This window comes from Stenotrophomonas sp. YJH_SMC_46 (assembly GCF_059370315.1).
In genome coordinates this window covers 665,135-686,368 of sequence record NZ_JCAFTO010000003.1, presented here as the reverse complement: position 1 = coordinate 686,368, position 21,234 = coordinate 665,135, and the positions used below count along the sequence as shown (strand labels likewise).

Annotated in this window: 18 protein-coding genes; 3 read left to right on the top strand and 15 right to left on the bottom strand. The window is 66.3% G+C overall.

Features of this window, described 5'->3' with window-relative positions; genetic code table 11:
* Positions 1–40: 40 nt before the first annotated feature.
* The 9 genes from AC5P8C_RS12755 to ndk all read right to left on the bottom strand — a co-directional run bounded on the left by AC5P8C_RS12755 (position 41) and on the right by ndk (position 10,184).
* Positions 41–1,873: a monovalent cation:proton antiporter-2 (CPA2) family protein gene (locus AC5P8C_RS12755; RefSeq protein ID WP_019661314.1), complete on the bottom strand. Its 1,833-nt coding sequence runs from the start codon at positions 1,871–1,873 to the stop codon at positions 41–43.
* 369 nt (positions 1,874–2,242) lie between these two features.
* Positions 2,243–3,379, bottom strand: coding sequence for a molybdopterin-synthase adenylyltransferase MoeB (gene moeB, locus AC5P8C_RS12750; RefSeq protein ID WP_026347168.1), 1,137 nt, complete (start codon positions 3,377–3,379; stop codon positions 2,243–2,245).
* Positions 3,380–3,554: 175 nt separating this feature from the next.
* Positions 3,555–4,952, bottom strand: coding sequence for a ribosome biogenesis GTPase Der (der, locus tag AC5P8C_RS12745; RefSeq protein ID WP_019661312.1), 1,398 nt, complete (start codon positions 4,950–4,952; stop codon positions 3,555–3,557).
* 15 nt (positions 4,953–4,967) lie between these two features.
* Complete coding sequence (gene bamB, locus AC5P8C_RS12740; protein ID WP_019661311.1) at positions 4,968–6,176, bottom strand: outer membrane protein assembly factor BamB; 1,209 nt, start codon at positions 6,174–6,176, stop codon at positions 4,968–4,970.
* A complete protein-coding gene (locus AC5P8C_RS12735; RefSeq protein WP_019661310.1) occupies positions 6,176–6,814 on the bottom strand; it encodes a YfgM family protein in 639 nt (212 codons plus the stop codon). Before AC5P8C_RS12735 ends, bamB begins: the two co-directional genes overlap by 1 nt.
* A 65-nt stretch (positions 6,815–6,879) precedes the next feature.
* Complete coding sequence (locus AC5P8C_RS12730; RefSeq protein ID WP_019661309.1) at positions 6,880–7,752, bottom strand: RodZ domain-containing protein; 873 nt, start codon at positions 7,750–7,752, stop codon at positions 6,880–6,882.
* An 18-nt stretch (positions 7,753–7,770) separates the two neighbouring features.
* Positions 7,771–8,556, bottom strand: coding sequence for a type IV pilus biogenesis/stability protein PilW (pilW, locus tag AC5P8C_RS12725; RefSeq protein WP_019661308.1), 786 nt, complete (start codon positions 8,554–8,556; stop codon positions 7,771–7,773).
* The gene (gene rlmN / locus AC5P8C_RS12720; RefSeq protein ID WP_019661307.1) at positions 8,543–9,748 is read right to left on the bottom strand and encodes a dual-specificity RNA methyltransferase RlmN; all 1,206 of its coding nucleotides are present in this window, start codon (positions 9,746–9,748) and stop codon (positions 8,543–8,545) included. Before rlmN ends, pilW begins: the two co-directional genes overlap by 14 nt.
* 10 nt (positions 9,749–9,758) lie before the next feature.
* Positions 9,759–10,184, bottom strand: a complete 426-nt coding sequence (gene ndk / locus AC5P8C_RS12715) for a nucleoside-diphosphate kinase (RefSeq protein ID WP_005409295.1) — start codon at positions 10,182–10,184, stop codon at positions 9,759–9,761.
* Between the two features lie 346 nt (positions 10,185–10,530).
* Between ndk and AC5P8C_RS12710 the strand changes: the two genes are divergently transcribed.
* The 3 genes from AC5P8C_RS12710 (at position 10,531) to AC5P8C_RS12700 (ending at position 14,879) form a co-directional block, all read left to right on the top strand.
* The gene (locus AC5P8C_RS12710) at positions 10,531–11,184 is read left to right on the top strand and encodes a TetR/AcrR family transcriptional regulator (RefSeq protein ID WP_019661306.1); all 654 of its coding nucleotides are present in this window, start codon (positions 10,531–10,533) and stop codon (positions 11,182–11,184) included.
* A gap of 39 nt (positions 11,185–11,223) precedes the next feature.
* The gene (locus AC5P8C_RS12705; protein ID WP_019661305.1) at positions 11,224–13,596 is read left to right on the top strand and encodes a 3-hydroxyacyl-CoA dehydrogenase/enoyl-CoA hydratase family protein; all 2,373 of its coding nucleotides are present in this window, start codon (positions 11,224–11,226) and stop codon (positions 13,594–13,596) included.
* 74 nt (positions 13,597–13,670) lie between these two features.
* Positions 13,671–14,879: an acetyl-CoA C-acyltransferase gene (locus tag AC5P8C_RS12700; protein ID WP_019661304.1), complete on the top strand. Its 1,209-nt coding sequence runs from the start codon at positions 13,671–13,673 to the stop codon at positions 14,877–14,879.
* A 634-nt stretch (positions 14,880–15,513) separates the two neighbouring features.
* On the opposite strand, the gene galU is transcribed toward AC5P8C_RS12700, so the two are convergent.
* The 6 genes from galU to AC5P8C_RS12670 all read right to left on the bottom strand — a co-directional run bounded on the left by galU (position 15,514) and on the right by AC5P8C_RS12670 (position 21,151).
* Positions 15,514–16,392, bottom strand: coding sequence for a UTP--glucose-1-phosphate uridylyltransferase GalU (galU, locus tag AC5P8C_RS12695; protein WP_019661303.1), 879 nt, complete (start codon positions 16,390–16,392; stop codon positions 15,514–15,516).
* The gene (locus AC5P8C_RS12690; RefSeq protein ID WP_019661302.1) at positions 16,389–18,302 is read right to left on the bottom strand and encodes a polysaccharide biosynthesis protein; all 1,914 of its coding nucleotides are present in this window, start codon (positions 18,300–18,302) and stop codon (positions 16,389–16,391) included. Before AC5P8C_RS12690 ends, galU begins: the two co-directional genes overlap by 4 nt.
* Positions 18,303–18,305: 3 nt before the next feature.
* The gene (locus tag AC5P8C_RS12685) at positions 18,306–19,295 is read right to left on the bottom strand and encodes an MraY family glycosyltransferase (RefSeq protein ID WP_019661301.1); all 990 of its coding nucleotides are present in this window, start codon (positions 19,293–19,295) and stop codon (positions 18,306–18,308) included.
* A 3-nt stretch (positions 19,296–19,298) separates the two neighbouring features.
* Positions 19,299–20,477 (bottom strand): lipopolysaccharide assembly protein LapB, encoded by a 1,179-nt coding sequence (gene lapB / locus AC5P8C_RS12680; protein WP_019661300.1) that lies wholly within the window; start codon positions 20,475–20,477, stop codon positions 19,299–19,301.
* 6 nt (positions 20,478–20,483) lie between these two features.
* A complete protein-coding gene (locus AC5P8C_RS12675) occupies positions 20,484–20,768 on the bottom strand; it encodes a LapA family protein (protein ID WP_019661299.1) in 285 nt (94 codons plus the stop codon).
* Between the two features lie 77 nt (positions 20,769–20,845).
* A complete protein-coding gene (locus AC5P8C_RS12670) occupies positions 20,846–21,151 on the bottom strand; it encodes an integration host factor subunit beta (protein ID WP_005409286.1) in 306 nt (101 codons plus the stop codon).
* Positions 21,152–21,234 lie beyond the last annotated feature (83 nt).

Here is a 21,234-nt window from a genome sequence, read left to right as displayed (position 1 = left end):
TAGCGCCGGGCCACGCCCGGCGAGCGCGGTGCGCGGCACCTCATTCTTCCTCTTCCGGCACATCCTGCGGGTTCAGTGTCTTGCTCTCCCGCTTCGGCGCGGTGAACGGCGTCGGCGTCGGCACGCCCTGCGGACTGTTGCCATAGATCATCCGCGCGCCGGCATTCAAACCACCACCGGCAATTTCCAGCTCGAAGCGCTCGGCATCGCGGCGACGGATCTGCTCGGCAATCTCCACCGCATCGTCTTCGTCCGCACCCAGCTCCACCAGCGCGGCCTGGCCGAACAGCACCGCCGACTCGAACGTCTCGCGGATCTGGAAATCGACACCGGCATGGATCAGCCGCAGCGAATGCTCGCGGTCGAACGAGCGCACCATGAGCTTGGCCTGCGGGAACTCGTGCGACACCAGCTCAACAATGCGATCAGCCGCCTCGGCCTTGTCCACGCACACCGCAATCGCACGCGCGGTGGCCGCGCCCGAGGCATGCAGCACGTCCAGTCGCGTACCGTCGCCGTAGTAGATCTTGAAACCGAAGCGCGCCGCGCTCTGGATCATCTCCACATCGTTGTCGATGATGGTCACGTCCACGTCGCGCGCCAGCAGCGACTGGCTGGCGACCTGGCCGAAGCGGCCGAAGCCGATCAGCAGCACGCTGCCGGACAGGCCCTCGGCCTCGTCCACGCCGTCCATGTTCACCGTCGGCTTCGGCGCGATGCGCTTGTAGACCAGCACCACCAGCGGGGTCAGCGCCATCGACAGCACCACCACGGCGGTGAAGTTGGCATTGATCTCCATGTTGATCACGCCGGCCGATGCCGCAGCGGAGAACAGCACGAAGGCGAACTCGCCGCCCTGCGCCATCAGCACGCCACGGTCCAGCGCCTGCGCGTGGTCGCTGCCCATGATGCGCGCGACCACGTAGATGCACAGCGCCTTGGCCGCCATCAACGCCAGCACCAGGCCCAGGATCAGCTGCCAGTTGCCCGCCACCACGCCCAGGTCCAGCGCCATGCCCACGCTGAGGAAGAACAGGCCGAGCAGGATGCCACGGAACGGTTCGATGTCCGCTTCGATCTGGTGGCGGAAGGTCGATTCGCTCAGCAGCACGCCGGCCAGGAACGCGCCCATCGCCATCGACAGGCCGGACAGCTGCATCAGCAGCGCCGCGCCCAGCACCACCAGCAGCGCGGCGGCGGTCATCACCTCGCGTGCCTTCGATTCGGCCAGTACGCGGAACAACGGGTTGAGCAGGAAGCGGCCGACCAGCACCAGGCCGACGATGGCACCCACGCCGATCGCCACCGACAGCCAGCGCGAACCCTCGCCATCGGCACTGCCCGCGCTCGGGCCCATCCAGGCCACCAGCGCCAGCAACGGGACGATCAGCAGGTCTTCGAACAGCAGGATGGAGACGATCTTCTGCCCCGACGGCAGCGCGATGTCACCGCGCTCGGCCAGCAGCTGCATCACCACCGCAGTGGAGGTGAGCACGAAGCCGGTGGCGCCGATGAAGGCCACCTGCCACGGCAGGCCGAACAGCTTGGCGATGCTGGTCAGCACCAGCGCACAGGTGACGATCTGCAGCGTGCCCAGCCCGAAGATTTCCTTGCGCAGGCTCCACAGGTGCGAGGGCCGCATTTCCAGGCCGATCACGAACAGGAACATCACCACGCCGAGTTCGGCGGTATGCAGGATCGCCTGCGGATCGGAGAACCAGCCCAGCCCGAACGGTCCGATCGCCAGGCCAGCGGCGAAGTAGCCCAGCACCGAGCCCAGACCGGCCCGGCGGAACAAAGGCACCATCACCACCGCCGCGCCCAACAGGGCCACGACCTTGACCAGCTCGCTGGTCGCTGCTTCTACCGCCATGCGGTGTTTTCCCCAAGATCCAGAATCGGGTTCAACAATAGAGCAATGCCGATGACGGCAATAGCACGCATGTTGCGCCGGATTGTCTTGGCGATGGAACGATGCAGGGAGTGAGCCCCGGCATCATCCCGAAACCATGCACATGCTTGGGTGGGCGCCATTACCTGTAGAGCCGAGCCCACGCTCGGCTGCTCTTCGTGCCGAGGCCAGAAGCAGCCGAGCATGGGCTCGGCTCTACAGTAGATCCACGCCATGCGTGGATGGACGCCCAGCCGTCATGCCCCGGTAGATCCACGCCATGCGTGGATGGACGCCCAGCCGTCATGCCCCGGTAGATCCACGCCACGCGTGGATGCCGCCCGGTCGGATTCACCCGCCCCGGCAGAACGCGGCGTAATCGATATACCCCGGGAACGGCACGCCCGGCGCGCACACCGGGCACTGCGGGTCCGGCCGGATGCCGGTCTCGCGGAAGCGCATGCCCAGCGCATCGAAGCGCAGCAGCCGCCCCACCAGCGGTTCGCCGATGCCCAGCAGCAGCTTCAGCACCTCGGTGGCCTGCAGCACCCCAGCCAAGCCGGGCAACACGCCCAGCACACCGGCCTCGGAACAGTTCGGCGCAAACTCCGGCGGCGGCGGTTCGGGGAACAGGCAGCGGTAGCACGGCGCCACGCCACGCTGGCGGCCGGCATCAAACACGCTGACCTGGCCATCAAAGCGCTCAATGGCGGCATACACCAACGGCTTGGCATGCTTGATGCAGGCGTCGTTGAGCAGGTAGCGCAGCGGGAAGTTGTCCGAGCCGTCCAGCACCACGTCCACGCCGTCCAGCAGCGCATCCACGTTCTCGGAGGTGACCCGCTCGGGCACGGCCTCGACCTCGATCGACGGGTTCAGTGCCAGCAGCCGCTCGCGCGCCGAATCGACCTTGAGCTGGCCGACGCTGGCTTCGGTATGCACGATCTGCCGGTGCAGGTTGCTGCGCTCCACGCGGTCGTGGTCGGCGAAGCGCAGGTGCCCTACCCCCGCGGCGGCCAGGTAGAAGCCGGCCGGGGCACCCAGCCCGCCCGCGCCCAGCACCAGCACGCGCGACTGCTGCAACCGGCGCTGGCCGGCCTCGCCGACTTGCGGCAGCAACAGATGGCGCGAATAGCGATCAAAGAAATCGCGGTCGGCGGCGCTGGCCAGCGGCTGCACCAGCGGTAGCGACTGCTCGCGCCAGGCCACGGTGCCGCCCGTCACGGAAGCGACGTTTGTGTAGCCGGCCTCCAGCAGGAACTGCGCGGCATCGGCCGAGCGCTTGCCGCTCTGGCAGATCAGCAGGATTTCCTGGTCGTGCCGCGGCAGGTGCGCGGCCGGGTCGGCCTGCAGCTCGCCCTTGGCCACGCCGCGCGCGCCCTCGGCCATCCCGCCGGCCCGCTCGTGCGCCTCGCGCACATCGATCAGCACCGCGCCATGGGCCAGGCGCTCGCGTGCCTGCGCGGGGGAAAGCTCTTGGATGCTCATGGCCGCATTATCGCGCACGTGGCGGCAGGCCGCCTTGACCGATACCTGCAAACATGGGGTAGTGCCGGCCGCTGGCCGGCATGGCCATGAACGCACCGGACGACGCGAGGTTGCCGGCCAGCGGCCGGCACTACCACAGACAAGAAAGGCGGCCCTGCGGCCGCCTTTCTCTGAATCACTTGCCCTTGACGTGCTTCATCAAGCGCCGCTTGGACTTGATCTGCCGCTCGGTGAGGACGTTCTTCTTGCCCTCGTACGGGTTGGTACCCTCGCGGAAGATGAAGCTCACTGGCGTGCCGATCAGCTTGAAGCGCTTGCGGAAGAAGTTCTCCAGGTAGCGCTTGTACGACTCCTGCAGCTCCTTCAGGCGGGTGCCGTGCACGATGAAGGTCGGCGGGTTGGAACCGGCCGGATGCACGTAGCGCAGCTTGGAGACATGGCCGCGGATGGTCGGCGGCGGGTTGGTCTCGTAGGCCACTTCCAAGGCCTTGTTCACTTCGCTGGTGGTGAAAGTCTTGTTGGCCGACTCGTGCGCACGGTGCACCGCACGGAACAGCTCGCGCAGGCCCGAGCCGTGCTTGGCCGAAATGCGCACCGATTCGGCCCAGGGCACGAAGCCCAGCTTGAGCGACAGCATGGTTTCAGCCTGTTCGCGCTGGTACTCGGTCAGGCCATCCCACTTGTTGATGGCGATCACCAGCGCGCGGCCGGCGTCGAGCACGGCACCGAGCACGGTGGCGTCCTGGTCGGTCACGCCTTCGGTGGCGTCGAGCATCAGCACGGCCACCTGGCACTGCTCGATCGACTGCATGGTCTTGACCACCGAGAACTTCTCGACGACCTCGTCCACGCGCGAGCGACGGCGCAGGCCGGCGGTATCGATCAGGCGGTATTCGCGACCGTCGCGCTCCAGGTCCACTGCGATCGAGTCGCGGGTGGTGCCCGGCACGTCGGAGGCGATCATGCGCTCCTCGCCGAGGATGCGGTTGACCAGGGTCGACTTGCCCACGTTCGGGCGGCCGACGAAGGCGATGCGGATGCGGTTTGGATCGTTGTCCAGCTCTTCGCCGCTACCTTCTTCCGGCAGGCGCTGGATCACTTCGTCCAGCAGGTCGTCCAGGCCCTGGCGATGCGCGGCCGAGACGGTCAGCATTTCGCCGAAACCGTAGCGGGCGAACTCGGAGCGGACGCTGTCCTCGTCGGTACCGTCGATCTTGTTGATCAGCAGCAACGTCGGGCGCGACAGCTTGCGCAGCCACGCCAGGATCTCGTCGTCCAGCGCCGAGGTGCCCTCGCGGGCATCGACGACGAACAGGATCAGGTCCGCTTCGGCAGCCGCCGCACGCGCCTGGCGGGTGGTGGCACCGGCCAGGCCTTCGTCCTCACCGGCAATACCGCCGGTATCCACGACGAGGAAATGATTGTCCTCGTCGAGGCGGCAGACGCCGTAGTTGCGATCACGGGTGACGCCGGGCTGGTCATGGACCAGGGCGTCACGGGTGCGGGTCAACGCATTGAAAATGGTCGACTTGCCGACATTCGGCCGTCCAACCAGGGCGACCAAAGGCAGCATCGCGAGTACTCCGTATTAATTTGCCAACCGGAAGGCGGTCAGCTTGCCATCCACGTTCTGCACCAGCAGCACCCCGTCTGCGACGACCGGCTGGGCCAGCAGGGCGTCACCGCCACTCTTTGCCCGTGCCGCCATCGCACCATCGGAGGCCTGCAACCAGTGCACGTATCCCTTGTAGTCGCCGACCACGACGTAGTCGCCATGCAGCGCCGGGCCGGTCAGCGAGCGACGGGCCAGTGCGGTCTGCGACCACATGGCTGCGCCGCTGGCCTTGTCCAGGCCGAACACGCCGCCCTTGTTGTCGGTCACGAACACATTGCCCGACGACACCGCCACGCCACCCGCACCGCCATGGTCGCGCGCCCACAGCGGGCGACCGGTCGGGCCTTCGATGGCCATCGTCTGGTTCTTGAAGCTGCTCACGAACAGGGTGTTGCCATCCAGCACCGGCGCGCCGTCCACATCGGCCATGCGCTCCAGCTCGGTACGGCCTTCACCGTTGCCCACGTTCTGTTCCCACAGGGTGCGGCCATCCTGCTGGGCCAGGGCGGCAACCGCGCCCTCGTCCTTGCCGATGAACAGCACGCCCGGGCCGGTCACCACCGGTGCGTTGCCACGCACGGTCAGCGCCGGCAGCTCGCTCGGGTTGAACCACTTCTGGGTGCCGTTGCCGGCATCGAACGCAGTGATACGGCCGTCGTTGCTGCGCACGTAGACCGCGCCCTGGGCAATGGCCGGCGCGGCGATGACTTCACCCGGAACACGGGCGCGCCACTTTTCGCTGCCGTCGTTGATGTCCAGCGCGATGACCTGGCCATCGAGCGTGCCGATCACGACCAGGTTCTCACCGACACCCGGGCCACCGGACAGGCGCAGCTTGGCCTTCTTCTTTTCCTTCTGCGGCTCCCAGGTCCAGACCTTCTTGCCGGTCTGCAGGTCGATGGCGTGCACGCCACCGGTGATCGCCGCAGCGAACACGTGGCCGTTGGCCACGGCCGGGCCCTGGCGCACGCCGATGCGGCGCTCACCCTTGCCGAGGTTGACCGACCAGGCCTTGTTGACCTTCAGGGTCGGCTCGAACTTGACCAGCTCAGCCGGTTCCTGTGCCTTCTTCGCGGCCGCGTCCTTGCCGGCGAACCAGCCCTTCATGGTGCTGCAGCCGGTCAGGGCCATGCCCATCAGGAGCACGGTGGCGACGCGGGTGATCATGACCTTCTGACTCATCAAACCGACTCCGCAGGGGCGGCGACGGTGCCGCCGGCGTCCATAACCTTGGTTTCCAGCAGGCGCCGCTGCGGCGCTGCCACGTCCAGCGTCTTCAGCGCCTTCTCGTACTGTGCGCGGGCCTCATCGCGCTTGCCCTGCGCCATCAGCGCATCGCCATGGATTTCCAGGCTGCTGCTGTCGGTGGCGCTGCCCAGCAGCTTGATCGCCTCGTCGCTCTTGCCGGTGGCCACCAGCAGGCGGGCCACGCGCTGGTCGACCACGCGCTGCAGGTCACCTTCAACCTTCACGCCGCGCAGGGTAGCCAGGGCTTCTTCGTTCTTGCCGGCATCGACCTGGGCCTTGGCCAGCTGCAGCGCCGCCAGGTCGCCGTAGATGCTGGACGGGCCGGCTTCGAGCGCCTTGACCGCCTTGGCGGCGTCGTCGAGCTTGTTCTGCTGCAGGCCAACGAGCGCCTTCTGGTACTCGACATTGGCCGAGGCCAGCTTGCCGCCCTGATCCTTCTGGTACCACTGCCAGCCGGCAATGGCACCGATGGCGATGACCACGCCACCGAGGATGCTGGCGCCATTCTTCCGCAGCCAGCTGCGGACGCGTTCACTTTGTTCGTGCTCGTCGAGCAGATCGTCGATCGCCATGCGTACTCTCGCCCCGCCCATCGGGAGGGACCATTGGAATTAATCGAAGGTGGTGAAACCGCGCCTCAGTGCGAAACCGGGACTACGGAGCCTTCAGAGGATACCTGAAAGCGTGCCACGTTGGCTCGCTGGTAGGGGGTCAGATCGACGATAGCGCCGTTCTGCTGAACCTGGACCGCCGAGGCGTTGCCCAGGGTCACCCGGGTCACCTGGCCCGGCGTGAAGCTGCGGCTCTCGCCGGATTTGATCAGCGCCTTCTCGACAGTGCTGCCGTCCGGGCCGCCGATATCGACCCAGCTGTCGCCACTGAACTGCATGTCCAGCGTATTGGCGGCAGCGGCCGGTGCCGGGGCTGGACGCGGCACCGGGGCCAGCGAGGCCACGTACGGAGTGGCGGCCGGCTTGCTGGCCGGAGCGCTCGCCACTTCAGCCGGCGCCGAGGGCTCGACACCCGCAGCGGACGGGGTCACCGGCACGGCGGCCGGAATCGCGTCCAGCGAGGCGGTGTTCGGCGACGGCGTCGCACTGCCATCGAAATGACCACGGGTGGCGAACCACACCGGCACTGCCAGCACCGCGGTGATACCGACGTACAGCACGCGACGGCCGAGATTCTCGGCAATGCGGCGCGCACGCGGGGTATGGGTATGGCTGACCAGGGTAGGCGGCACCACCGGGCCGACCTGGGCCTGCTCCAGCAGCTCTCCCACGTCCACGTCCAGAAGCCGCGCATAGCTGCGCAGCTGGCCGCGCACGAACACCGGCGCGCCAAGCTTCTGCCATTGTTCTTCTTCCAGCGACCTGACCACCTGGACCGGCATGCGCAGGCGCGAGCCGACATCTTCGAGGGTCAGTCCGGCCGCCTCGCGGGCCTGGCGCAGGCGGGTGCCGCAGCCGGCCGCAGTCTCGAGAGCGCTCACAGTCTGGTCATCAATCACAATGCATCAACCCTGGAGTTAGGAGCCCGCTTCCTGCGGAAATTCCTGTCGAATCCGCTGAAGATAGCGATCAGATGCCGCCCGATCACCCAGCCGCGCTTCGATTTGAGACGCAAGTTGTAACACGGAACGCGTTGCGGGTGCAGCCGCAATCCTACGTTCGGCGAAGGCCCGCGCCTCCATGAAGCGGCCCTGGCGGAAGCTGAGCTGGGCCATCGCCTCCAGCGCGACCGGGTTTCCCGGCAGCACCGACAGCGCCGCGCGCAGGTCGCCTTCGGCACGTTCAAGTTGGCCAGCGTCCAGTGCACAGCTGCCCGCATTGGCCTGGGATTCGGCCGGTGTGGCGTAGCCCGGCGCCTGCAGCGCTCGATCGAACCACGCCAGCGACTCGGCCGGCCGCCCCTGCTGGCACAGCCACGCCCCGTAATTGTTGAGGATGTCACCGCGCTGCGGCGCCTGTTCGGCCGCCCTGCGGAAGCTCTCGCCCGCTTGCTGGCTCCGGCCACGGCGCTCATCGATGCCGGCCAGCAGCACCAGCGCATCCGGCGAGTCGGGCGCCAGCTTCAGCGCCTCGCGCGCCTTGCGTTCGGCCGCATCTAGGTTGCCGACCTGCATGTCACGGGCAGCCAGCGCCAGCAGATCCTGCAGGCGCACCTGGCGCCGCACGCTGTCCGGATCGCGCACCGAATAGACCGGCGCTTCGCTGGGGCCCAGCTTGGCCTTGGGTTGGGATTTGCAGCCACCGACCGCAACGGCCAGCACGCCTGCGAACAGAGCCAGCCAGAGGCGGTCAGGCCGCGGCATCGCTCCCCTTCCCCGCCTGCAGCGTCTTGTTGAACTCCGCCTGGCGGCGGGTGCGGTCCATCACCTGGCCCTTGAGCTGGCCACAGGCGGCGTCAATGTCGTCGCCACGGGTGCGGCGGACCATCGTCAGCACGTTGCTGTCGAGCAGGATCTTCTGGAAGGCGCGGATGTTGGCCTCCTCGGAACGCTCGTAGCGGGTGCCCGGGAACGGATTGAACGGGATCAGGTTGACCTTGCCCGAATCCTTGGCCTGCACCGCGTTGTCGAACTGGCGCATCAGGCGGGCCAGTTCGCGGGCATGCTCGGGCTTGTCGTTGATGCCCTTCATCAGGGTGTATTCAAAGGTGACCGATTCGCGGCGCTTGTTGGCGCGCAGGTAGCGTGCGCACGAGGCCATCAGCTCGGCGATCGGGTACTTCTTGTTGAGCGGCACCAGCGTCTCGCGCAGTGCGTCGTTCGGCGCATGCAGCGACACCGCCAGCGACACGTCGCTTTCGGCAGACAGGCGGTCGATCTGCGGCACCAGGCCGGAGGTCGACAGGGTCACGCGCTTGTTGGCCAGGCCGTAGCCCAGGTCGTCGCGCATCACGCTCATGGCGCGCACGACGTTGTCGAAATTCATCAGCGGCTCGCCCATGCCCATCATCACCACGTTGGTGAGGCGGCGCATCTGGTGCGGCACGTTGCCCAGGTGGCGTGCGGCAACCCACACCTGGCCGATGATCTCGGCGGTGGTCAGGTTACGGTTGAAGCCCTGGGTGGCGGTGGAGCAGAACGTGCAGTTCAGGCCGCAACCGACCTGCGAGGACACGCACAACGTGCCGCGGGTCTTGTCCGGGATGTACACGGTCTCGATGGCGTTCTTGCCATCCACGCCCATCGCCAGCAGCCACTTGTGGGTGCCGTCGGCGGAGGGCTTGTCGAACACGATGTTCGGAACCAGCACCTCGGCATGGGCCTGCAGCTTGGCGCGCAGGACCTTGCCGAGGTCGGTCATTTCATCGAAATCGGTGACGTAGCGATGGTGGATCCACTTCATCACCTGATGGGCACGGAACTTCTTCTCGCCGAGAACCTCGACGAAAAACTTCTCCAGGCCCGCGCGATCGAGGTCGAGCAGGTTCTGCTTGCCAGCCGTGGGTGCCGACTTCGGCAGCGGCTGGATGGCGGGGGACTGTACGACCTCGTTCACGGCATTACTCTCAGCGCGAGACGACTTCGGTGGCGGCGAAGAAGTAGGCGATCTCAATCGCGGCATTCTCGACCGAGTCCGAGCCGTGTGCGGCGTTGGCATCGATGGATTCGGCGAAGTCGGCGCGGATGGTGCCCGGCGCGGCTTCCTTCGGGTTGGTGGCGCCCAGCAGGTCGCGGTGGGCCAGGACGGCGTTCTCGCCTTCCAGGGCCTGGATCATCACCGGGCCGGAGATCATGAACTCGACCAGCGCGTTGAAGAACGGACGCTCGCGGTGCACGGCATAGAAGCCTTCGGCTTCACGGCGCGACAGCTGCTTGTACTTGGCGGCCACGACCTTCAGGCCGGCCTTCTCGAAGCGGGCGTAGATTTCGCCGATGACGTTCTTGGCAACGGCGTCCGGCTTGATGATCGAAAGGGTGCGCTCCAGCGCCATGGGATGTCTCCAATGGAATCGGGCCGCTGATGGCCCGAAGGGTAACATGAAAAAAACCCGCGTCGGGACGCGGGCTTAGCCTGATAAACGTAGGCGAATTGTAAAAGATAACGTGGCCGGGTGGTAGAGGGCCATGTGGCCCTGTTGTAGCGCCGAGCCCATGCTCGGCTGGCCTTTGGGCCGAAGAGCAGCCGAGCGCGGGCTCGGCTCTACAGGTTCAGGTCCACCCATTCACCCACCTGAGTGAAATCTGACCGGAGCGGCCGATTTTGCTGCACTGCAAAATGCCATACGCTACCGTCTGGTCCTAGTATCAAACAATCGTTTGATTAAGGTCTGCCCGCCGATGGCCAAACCCGCCCACTTCTCGACCAAGGACCGGATCCTCGGCGCGGCCGAGGAGCTGTTCGCCCAGCACGGCTTCGCCGGCACCTCGCTGCGCCAGGTGACCAGCCAGGCCGACGTCAACATTGCCGCGGTCAACTACCACTTCGGTTCCAAGGAAAACCTGGTCAATGAGGTCTTCCGCCGCCGCATGGACGAGATGACAGGCGCGCGCCTGGCGCAGCTGGAGCGGGCCCGCAGCGAACACCCCGGCGAACTGCGCCCGGTGCTGGCCGCCTTCGTCGAACCGGCGCTGGCGCTGGCCCAGGACCGCCAGAACGGCGGCGCCTTCGTGCGCGTGATCGCCCGCGCCTACGCCGAGAAGAACGACAACCTGCGCAAGTTCCTGTCCGACCACTACGGCCACGTGCTGCGTGCGTTCGGCAAGGCCATCGGCGAGTGCGTGCCCGGCCTGAGCAAGGAAGAGCTGTACTGGCGCCTGGACTTCCTGGCCGGCTCGCTCACCTATGCCATGGCCGACTTCGGGCTGATCAAGCGTCCCGCCGGTGTCACCGAAGCGGCGCATCGTGCCCATGCCGCCCACGAACTGATCCATTTCGCCGAAGCCGGGTTCCGCGCCGCCGCACGTGCCAGCGCCCTGCCCGCTTCCCGTTGATTCCACCCAGTAACTGCTGACCAACAAAGGCCCTACACCATGTCCAATTCCCTGCTAGTCCGCCGCGCCGCCGTGCTGGGTGCCGGCGTCATGGGTGCCCAGATCGCCGCCCACCTCACCAACGCCGGCGTCGACACCGTGCTGTTCGACCTGCCTGCGAAGGAAGGTCCGGCCGATGGCATCGTGCTGAAGGCGATCGCCAACCTGGGCAAGCTGAGCCCGGCGCCGCTGGCCAGCAAGTCGCTGGCCGAAGCCATCACCCCGGCCAATTACGACTCCGGCCTGGAGCAGCTGAAGGACTGCGACCTGATCATCGAGGCCATCGCCGAGCGCATGGACTGGAAGCAGGACCTGTACAAGAAGATTGCGCCGTTCGTGGCCGACCACGCGGTGCTGGCCTCCAACACCTCGGGCCTGGGCATCAACAAGCTGGCCGACGTGCTGCCCGAACAGCTGCGCCACCGCTTCTGCGGCGTGCACTTCTTCAACCCGCCGCGCTACATGCACCTGGCCGAGCTGATCCCGGCCACCACCACCGACGCCGCCGTGCTGGAAGGCCTGGAAGCCTTCCTGGTCACCACCCTGGGCAAGGGCGTGGTGTACGCCAAGGACACCCCGAACTTCATCGGCAACCGCATCGGCGTGTTCTCGATCCTGTCCACCATCCACCACACCCAGCAGTTCGGCCTGGGTTTCGATGAAGTGGACGGCCTGACCGGTCCGCTGGTCGGCCGCCCGAAGTCGGCCACTTACCGCACCTCCGACGTGGTCGGCCTGGACACCATGGCCCACGTCATCAAGACCATGGGCGACACCCTGCCGAATGACCCGTGGCATGAATTCTTCAAGTCGCCGAAGTGGCTGGACGCGCTGATTTCCAAGGGCGCGCTGGGCCAGAAGACCGGCGCCGGCATCTTCCGCAAAGTCGGCAAGGACATCGTGGTACTGGATCTGGAGAAGCAGGACTACCGTCCGGCCGACCGCACCGCCGCACCGGAAGTGGTCGAGATCCTGAAGATCAAGAACCCGGCCGAGAAGTTCGCCAAGCTGCGCGAGAGCCAGCACCCGCAGGCGCAGTTCCTGTGGGCGACCTTCCGCGACCTGTTCCACTACAGCGCCTACCACCTGGCCGACATCGCCGAGACCGCGCGCGACGTCGATCTGGCCATCCGCTGGGGTTACGGCTGGTCGCTGGGCCCGTTCGAGACCTGGCAGGCTGCCGGCTGGAAGCAGGTGGCACAGTGGATCGCCGATGACATCGTGGCCGGCAAGAGCATGAGCAGCGCCCCGCTGCCGGATTGGGTGTTCGATGGCCGCGACGGTGTGCACGCCGCCGAAGGCAGCTACAGCCCGTCGCGCAACGCCAAGCTGCCGCGTTCGTCGCTGCCGGTGTACCAGCGCCAGCGGTTCCCGGATCCGCTGCTGGGCGAGCAGTTCGCTCCGGGCGAAACCGTGTTCGAGAACGACGGCCTGCGCATGTGGCACGACGGTGACGGCATCGCCGTGGTCAGCTTCAAGACCAAGATGAACACCGTGTCCGACCAGGTGCTGGATGGCCTGCAGGAATGCGTGAGCCGCGCCGAGAAGGACTTCCAGGGCCTGGTGATCTGGCAGCAGAAGGAACCCTTCTCCGCCGGTGCCGACCTGGCCGGTGCGCTCGGCCTGCTGCAGGCCGGCAAAGTCGACCAGTTCGAGGAAATGGTCGCCAACTTCCAGCGCACCAGCCAGCGCATCAAGTACTCGCTGGTGCCGGTGGTGGCAGCGGTGCGTGGCCTGGCCCTGGGTGGCGGCTGCGAGTTCCAGATGCACAGCGCCAAGACCGTGGCCTTCCTGGAAAGCTACATCGGCCTGGTCGAGGCCGGTGTCGGCCTGCTGCCGGCCGGTGGCGGCCTGAAGGAACTGGCCGTGCGTGCCTCGCAGGCCGCGGGCCCGGGCGGCGACGTGTTCGCCGAACTGAAGAAGACCTTCGAGACCGTGGCGATGGCCAAGGTGTCCAACTCGGCGGTCAACGCCAAGGAACTGGGCCTGCTGCGCAGCACCGACAAGGTGGTGTTCAACAGCTACGAGGCGCTGTACATCGCCAAGGCCGAAGCACGCGCCCTGGCCGAAGCCGGCTACCGCCCGCCGCTGCCGGCACGCCGCATCCAGGTCGCCGGTGACGTGGGCATCGCCACCTTCAAGATGATGCTGGTCAACATGCTGGAAGGCCGCTTCATCAGCCCGTACGACTACGAGATCGCCGAGCGCATCGCCACCGTGCTGTGCGGCGGCAAGGTCGACCGCGGCACCCTGGTCGACGAAGAGTGGCTGCTGACCCTGGAGCGCAAGCACTTCGTCGAACTGGCCCAGCAGGAAAAGACCCAGGCCCGCATCGCGCACATGCTGAAGACCGGCAAGCCGCTGCGTAACTGATCGCCCATCCCTGCTTCCGGTGGGTGCCGACCGTTGGTCGGCACTCCGGCTAAAAAATTCAAGAGATCACTGCAATGACCAAGCAAATCCAGGACGCCTACATCGTCGCCGCCACCCGCACCCCGGTTGGCAAGGCGCCCAAGGGCATGTTCCGCAACACCCGCCCCGACGACATGCTTGCGCACGTGCTGCGCAGCGTCGTCGCCCAGGCCCCGGGCGTGGACGTCAACCGCATCGATGACGCGATCATCGGCTGCGCCATGCCGGAAGCCGAGCAGGGCATGAACGTGGCGCGCATCGGCGTGCTGCTGGCTGGCCTGCCAAACACCATCGCCGCGCAGACCGTGAACCGCTTCTGCTCCTCCGGCCTGCAGGCCGTGGCGCAGGCCGCCGACGCGATCCGCCTGGGCAACGCCGACCTGATGCTGGCCGGTGGCACCGAGTCGATGTCGATGGTGCCGATGATGGGCAACAAGATCGCCATGGCACCGAGCGTGTTCGACAACGACCACGTGGCCATCGCCTACGGCATGGGCATCACCGCCGAGAAGGTGGCCGAAGAGTGGAAGGTCTCGCGCGAAGACCAGGACGCCTTCGCCCTCGCCTCGCACCAGAAGGCCATGGCGGCGATCCAGAACGGCGAGTTCAAGGACGAGATCAGCCCGTACGAGATCGTCTCGCACCTGCCGGACCTGGCCGACGGCCAGCGCATCATCACCCGCAACAAGATCGCCGACACCGACGAAGGCCCGCGCCCGGATTCCTCGGCTGAAGGCCTGGCCAAGCTGCGCCCGGTGTTCCGCAACGGCCAGTTCGGCGGCACCGTCACTGCTGGCAACTCGTCGCAGATGAGCGATGGCGCCGGTGCCGTGCTGCTGGCCTCGGAACAGGCGATCAAGGACTACGGCCTGACCCCGCTGGCCCGTTTCGTCAGCTTCTCGGTGGCCGGGGTGCGCCCGGAAGTGATGGGCATCGGCCCGATCGCCGCGATCCCGAAGGCACTGAAGCAGGCCGGCCTGACCCAGGACCAGCTGGATTGGATCGAGCTCAACGAAGCGTTCGCCGCGCAGTCGCTGGCGGTGATCCGCGATTGCGGCCTGGACCCGGCCAAGGTCAACCCGCTGGGCGGCGCGATTGCCTTGGGCCACCCGCTGGGTGCAACCGGCGCGATCCGTACCGCGACCCTGCTGCACGGCCTGCGTCGTCGCCAGCAGAAGTACGGCATGGTGACGATGTGCATCGGCACCGGCATGGGCGCGGCGGGTATTTTCGAGGCGCTGTAAGGTTCAAAGCGTTGCCGGCTGATTGCTGGCGGTGGGGCCCGGGTGGATGAGACTGCCCGGGACACGCCGTAAACCCGTCCCTGGGGGCTTGGCAGCGGCTTGCTAGCGTGCGCAATCCTGCGCACGCAGCAAGGCCGGGGTTGGGCGTCCTGCCCAACCTGCCAGGCGCATGCGCCTGGCCCATGCCGCTGACAGTCCCGGTCAGCCTCACCCACCCGCGCCACCCAACATTCCGCGCGGCGGAGGGGTGAGCAAAGGCAGGGTCAAAGGCCGGGGTCAGAGCCCTTTGCTGCGCAAAGGGATCTGACCCCAACAATCAAAAAAGGCAGCCAGAGGCTGCCTTTTTTGATTGTGCTTCTGCCTTTGATTCCGCCCTTCCCGTCCGCGCCGCACGAAAACTGTCGAGAGGGGGCGGATGGCCCTCTCCAAAACCGTTGGCGCCATGGGCCCGAGGCATGCCTCGGGCGGGTTGGGCAGGACGCCCAACCCCGGTCTTGCCGTGTGCGCAGGACAGCGCACACGAGCAAGGCGCCATCGAGCCGCCATGGACGGGTTTACGGCGTGTCCTGCAACGGCCCACCCGTCCCGCCCATCACGTATCAATCAAGGCGCTGCACGGAACGCTTGATAAACCTTATTCCGCCAACATCGCCGTCAGCTTCTCCCGCGCCGGCCCTGCCAGCTTCGGGTTGTCCAGCGCAAAGCGGATCGTCGCCTCCACCAGCCCCAGGTGCGTGCCGCAGTCGAAGCGGGTGCCCTCGAAACGATAGGCATCGACTTCTTCGGTCTTCAGCAGCTGCGCGATCGCATCGGTCAGCTGGATCTCGCCACCGGCACCACTGCCGGTCTGCTCCAGCAGCTCGAAGATCTTCGGGCTCAGCACATAGCGGCCGACCACAGCCAGGTCGCTGGGCGCGTCCTCCGGCTTCGGCTTCTCCACGATCTGCGAAATGCGGCCCTTGCGGCCATCGAACGCCTCGGTGGCAACGATGCCGTAGCTGGCGGTCTTGTCATGCGGCACGTCTTCAACAGCGATGACGCTGGCGCCACTGGCCTCGTTGAGGTCGGCCATCTGCTTCAGTGCGCCGTCGCCGCGGTTCCAGATCAGGTCATCCGGCAGCAGCACCGCGAACGGTTCGTCGCCGATCACGGCCTTGGCGCACAGCACTGCATGGCCCAGGCCCAGTGCTTCGGCCTGGGTCACGAAAATCGCGCGCACGCCATTGGGCAGCACATGACGGATCATCTCCAGCTGCTCCTGCTTGCCGGCGCGCTCGAGCTTCTGCTCCAGCTCGTAAGCCTTGTCGAAGTAGTCGGCCACGGCATGCTTGTAGCGGTTGGTGATGAACACCAGCGTGTCGCAACCAGCTTCGATTGCCTCATCGACCGCGTACTGGATCAGCGGACGATCAATGATCGGCAACATTTCCTTCGGAACCGTCTTGGTTGCCGGCAAGAAGCGCGTCCCGAGCCCTGCCACTGGAAAAACTGCCTTGCGAATTCGCTTGCTCATTGGTGCCTGTTGGCCTCACGTGCCGGAAAGGGCACGACTTTAGCGGATGAAATGTAAGCATCCTGTTCGATTGGCGAGAACTCCGGCATTGTCGCGAACAGGATCTCCTGGATGCTGGTGGTGTCGTAACCAGCCACGGCATCGCGCAGGCGCGGAACATTGCCCAGCACCAGGTCACGTGAGAACGCGCGCACACCGGCCTCGAGAATCTTCGGGTGCGCGGTGGAACGGTAGTCCTCGTCCGAATAGAACAGCGTCTCGTGCAGCTTCTCGCCCGGACGCAGCCCGGTGTAGATGATCGGAATGTCCTTGTAAGGCTGCTTGCCGGCCAGGCGGATCATCTGCTCGGCCAGTACGCGGATCGGCACCGGCTCGCCCATGTCGAGGGTATAGATCGCACCGTGCGACGCCGAGGCGGCGGCCTGCAGGATCAGCTGGCAGGCCTCCGGGATGGTCATGAAGTAGCGGCTGACTTCCGGGTCGGTGACGGTCACCGGCCCACCCCTCAGGATCTGTTCGCGGAACAGTGGCACCACGCTGCCGGCCGAGGCCAGCACGTTGCCGAAGCGCACCGTGACGAAACGGGTATGCGTGGACTTCTGGTCCAGGCTCTGGCAGATCATTTCCGCATAGCGCTTGCTGGCGCCCAGCGCATTGACCGGGTCGACGGCCTTGTCGGTGGAAATGAACACGAAGTGCTCGACGCGCGCTTCCAGGCAGGCGCGGGCCACGTTCTCTGTGGCCAGGATGTTGTTGCGCACCGCCTCGCGCAGCTGCCGCTCCAGCACCGGTACATGCTTGTAGGCGGCGGCATGGAAGGCGGTGTCGACGGGATGCAGCGACAGCGCATGGCGGATCACCGCCGGGTCGCCGCAATCGCCCAGCACTGCTTCAACCTCGACGTCCGGGAAGCTGCGTCGCAGCTCACCCTCGATGGTCAGCAACAGCAGCTCGCTGATCTCGAGCAGGATGATGCGACCGGCACCGTGACGCGCGCACTGGCGGCACAGCTCGGAGCCGATCGAGCCGCCAGCGCCGGTGACCATCACCGTACGCCCGCCCAACCAGCCACGGATCAGGTTCCAGTCCGGCATGATCGGCTTGCGGCCGAGCAGATCCTCGATTGCCACTTCCTTCAACTGCCCCGGCAGCGACTGGCCCTGCAGGATGTCGCTGAGCTTGGGCACGGTGCGGAACGGCACGCCGGTGCTTTCGCAGATGGCCACGATCCGCTGCATGCCTGCGGCGTCCAGCGAGGGGATGGCGATCACCAGCAGCTTGGCCGCCGTCTCACGGACCACGGTCGGCGCATCGTCCAGGGTGCCGAGGATCGGCAGGCCCTGCAGCTTGGCACCGCGCAGGTGCGGCGCATCGTCCAGCAGGCCGACCGGCTCGAAATTGCCTGAACGGCGCAGGTCACGGACCAGGGTCTCGGCGGCCTGGCCGGCACCCAGGATCAGCACGCGACGCGCGGATGAGTCCGACTGCAGCGCCTGGTAGTCCTTCCAGGCCCGGTACAGCAGGCGCGGCGCGCCCAGCAGCGCCGACAGCGCGAACGGATAGATCACCAGCACCGACATCGGCACGCCATCGAAGCGCTTCCACATCAGCACCAGCACGATGGCCACCATGCCGATGAAGCTGGCCTTGAAGATGTTCAGCAGGTCGCTGACGCTGGCGAACCGCCACAGCCCCCGATAGAGGCCCACGCGCCAGAACACCAGGCCCTGCAGCAGCAGCACCAGCGTGGTGTCGACGTTCCAGAGAGGGAGCTCGGGGGCGTTGGCCAGGATCGAGTACCGCCCTGCATGCAGCAGCTGCCAGCATGCCCAGACCATGAACAGGTCGTGGCAGACGATGGCCGAACGCGGCATCAGGCCGAGGATTCTGTCCCGCCAGGGTGAAGCCATAAGTCAGGTATTTCCTTTTCGGTGGCGCAATCCATTGCGCAGGAGGAGCCAGAGGACGCTCAGCGCAATGAACCACGCGATCGCCACGGCAGCCTCCCACCTCGGCTGCAAGTTGGAGCAGACATTAAGCACTGTAATACTGAACAGGCCTAAAGCAAAGTACATCCCTGTTACCCGGGCGTGACTGGCTCCTGCCTGCACCGCGCGCTGGTAGACATGCTGGGTATGGGGTTCCATCCAGCGTTGTCCTGAAATGATGCGCGCCAGCAGTGTGAAGCCCGCGTCCACAAGGAACGGCGATGCCGACACAAGCAGCAGTATCCAGTTGATGTCGGTCTTGACACTGGCCATTGCCAGCACCGCCGCAACCGCATAACCCAGCGCGCCACTTCCGACATCGCCCATGAAGATCCGGGCCCGTGGGAAGTTGAACGGCAGGAAGCCCAGGCACACCAGGCCCAACGCGATGGCCGCCAGCGAGTACGGCCAGGGCAGCAACGGCGCCAGCCCCAGGGCCACCACAACGGCCTGGCTGGCCGCGATGCCGTTGATCCCATCCATGAAATTCCAGATGTTGATCAGAGAGGCAGTGAACAGCAGGACCAACACGGCCAGCAGCCAGCTGCCACCATGCACCCTGACCAGCGCGGCCAGCAGCGCGGCGGCGATGAAATGCACCATCAGGCGGCGCATGGCCGGAAGCGGCCGATGGTCATCCCACCAGCCGATACCCGCCACCAGCGCCAGGCCAAGGGCGGCCACGAGCAGGCTCGGAAGCGCTGCGGGCCAGGCCCACATGGCAACACCGGCGGTCACCAGCAGGCTGATGACGATGGCGATGCCGCCACCTCGAGGGGTCGCTACGCTGTGACTGCGGCGCTCGCCCGGCTGGTCAAACAGTTGCCGGCGCAGCGCATAGCCCCGCGCCGCCCAGGTCAGTGCCGCACTCAGCAGGGCCAGGCCCAGCAGCGCGCCCATCACGAGCCACGGCATGGATCAGAGCACCGCGTAATTCAACAGCGGCTTGACCGTACCCCACTCCTTGCAGCTCGGGCACTGCCAGTGATGGGTGCGCGCCCCGAAACCACAGCGGGTGCAGCGATAGGCCGGGTTGCGTACCAGCAACTGGTCGGTGATGTGCTTGAGGTCGTGCAGGGTCGCCGTGGAATCAGCGCCTTCAGCAAGGGTCAGGTCGATCAGCGCGGACTCGCCACGCACCGACGGGCGGTCCTTGAGCTGGCGGCCCAGGTAGGCACGGGCCGGGGCCACGCCCTCCTGCTCTTCCATCAGGCGGGTCAGCGCCAGCACCGGGGCAATGCCACGGTAATGCTCGGTCATCTCCGACAGGAAAGCGCGCGCGCCTGCCAGATCACCCACCTTGCGGTAGTTCTGCATCAGCGCCGGCAGCAGCTCCGGCAGGTACTCCGGATCATTGCGCGCAGCACGCTCGAACGCGCGTACGGCCGCTTCCGGATTGCCCGCGTCGGTTTCCAGGCGCCCTTCGATGATGCCGGCACGCACCGACATCGCATCGGCCTGGTAGGCCCGGGCGATCGCCGCCCTCGCCTCTTCCAGCTTGCCGGCACCGCGGAAGCGTTCGGCCAGTTCGCACTCGAACTGCCCGATCAGCTTGCCCATCGGCTCGCCGGTGACGTCCTCGAAACGGGTCGCGTTGTCGATCGCCTTTTCCCAGTCACGCTCGGCCTGGTAGATGCCGATCAGGTGCTTGAGTGCCTGCGGGGCACGCTGGTCCAGCTGCGCCAGTTCGGTGAACACGGTCTCGGCACGGTCCAGCAGGCCGGACTTCATGTAGTCCTCGCCCAGCGCCAGCAGCGCCTGCACGCGTTGCGCATCGCTGAGGTCGTGTCGGTTGACCAGGCCCTGGTGCAGGCGGATGGCGCGATCGACTTCGCCGCGGCGGCGGAACAGGTGGCCCAGCGCGACCTGGGTCTCGAAGGTTTCCTTGTCCAGCTCGGCGATGTGCAGGAACAGCTCGATGGCCTTGTCCGGCTGCTCGTTGAGCAGGTAGTTCAGGCCACGGAAGTAGGTGCTGGACAGGCGGCTGACCTGGTTGTCACCGTGGCGTTGACCACCACGCCGTCCGATCACCCACCCGGCCAGTGCGGCCAGCGGAACGAACAGGAAGAACCAGAACCACTCGGTGACGAAATCCATCTTCGATCAGCGTCCATCAAAAGATTGAGGGGAGGCAACCGGTGCCGGCGTGGCGGCAGCGGACTTGTTGGCGCGGCGCAGCTGGCTGTAGAGCGGAATGACCACGCTCACCAGCACCAGGCCAGCACCAACGATGACGCCGATCAGCAACGCGGCAATGATGGCCACGCCGACCGAGGTCTTGAGCTGGGTGAACAGCAGGTTGATGGTCATCTCGTCCATGTTCATGGCACCGATGATCAACCCAACAATGAGTACCGCCAGCAGGACCAGCAGACGAAAAACCTTCATGCGACAGCTCCAGTGGCAGGAGTCCGTAGCTTATCCGACTCGCGGCTGGATTCGCACGCGGTGGCGCGACGGGAGGCTCAGGCCGGATCGGCGTCCAGCGGCAGCACACTGCTGACACGCTCGCGCAGTTCCTTGCCCGGCTTGAAATGTGGGACGTGCTTGCCCGGCAGGGCAACCGACTCGCCGGTCTTCGGGTTGCGACCCAGGCGCGGCGGCCGATAGTGCAGCGAGAAGCTGCCAAAACCACGAATTTCGATGCGATCCCCGGCGGACAGCGATCCGCCCATCATTTCCAGCAACGACTTCACCGCCAGATCGACATCATCGGCCTTCAGGTGCGCCTGGCGGCGCGCAAGGATTTCGATCAGTTCGGATTTGGTCATTACCGGCTCACATCAGGGGTATCTCAGCCTGAAACGGCCCGGGCAAGGCCCGGGCCGTCCAGGAAACAACGAACAGCCTAAGG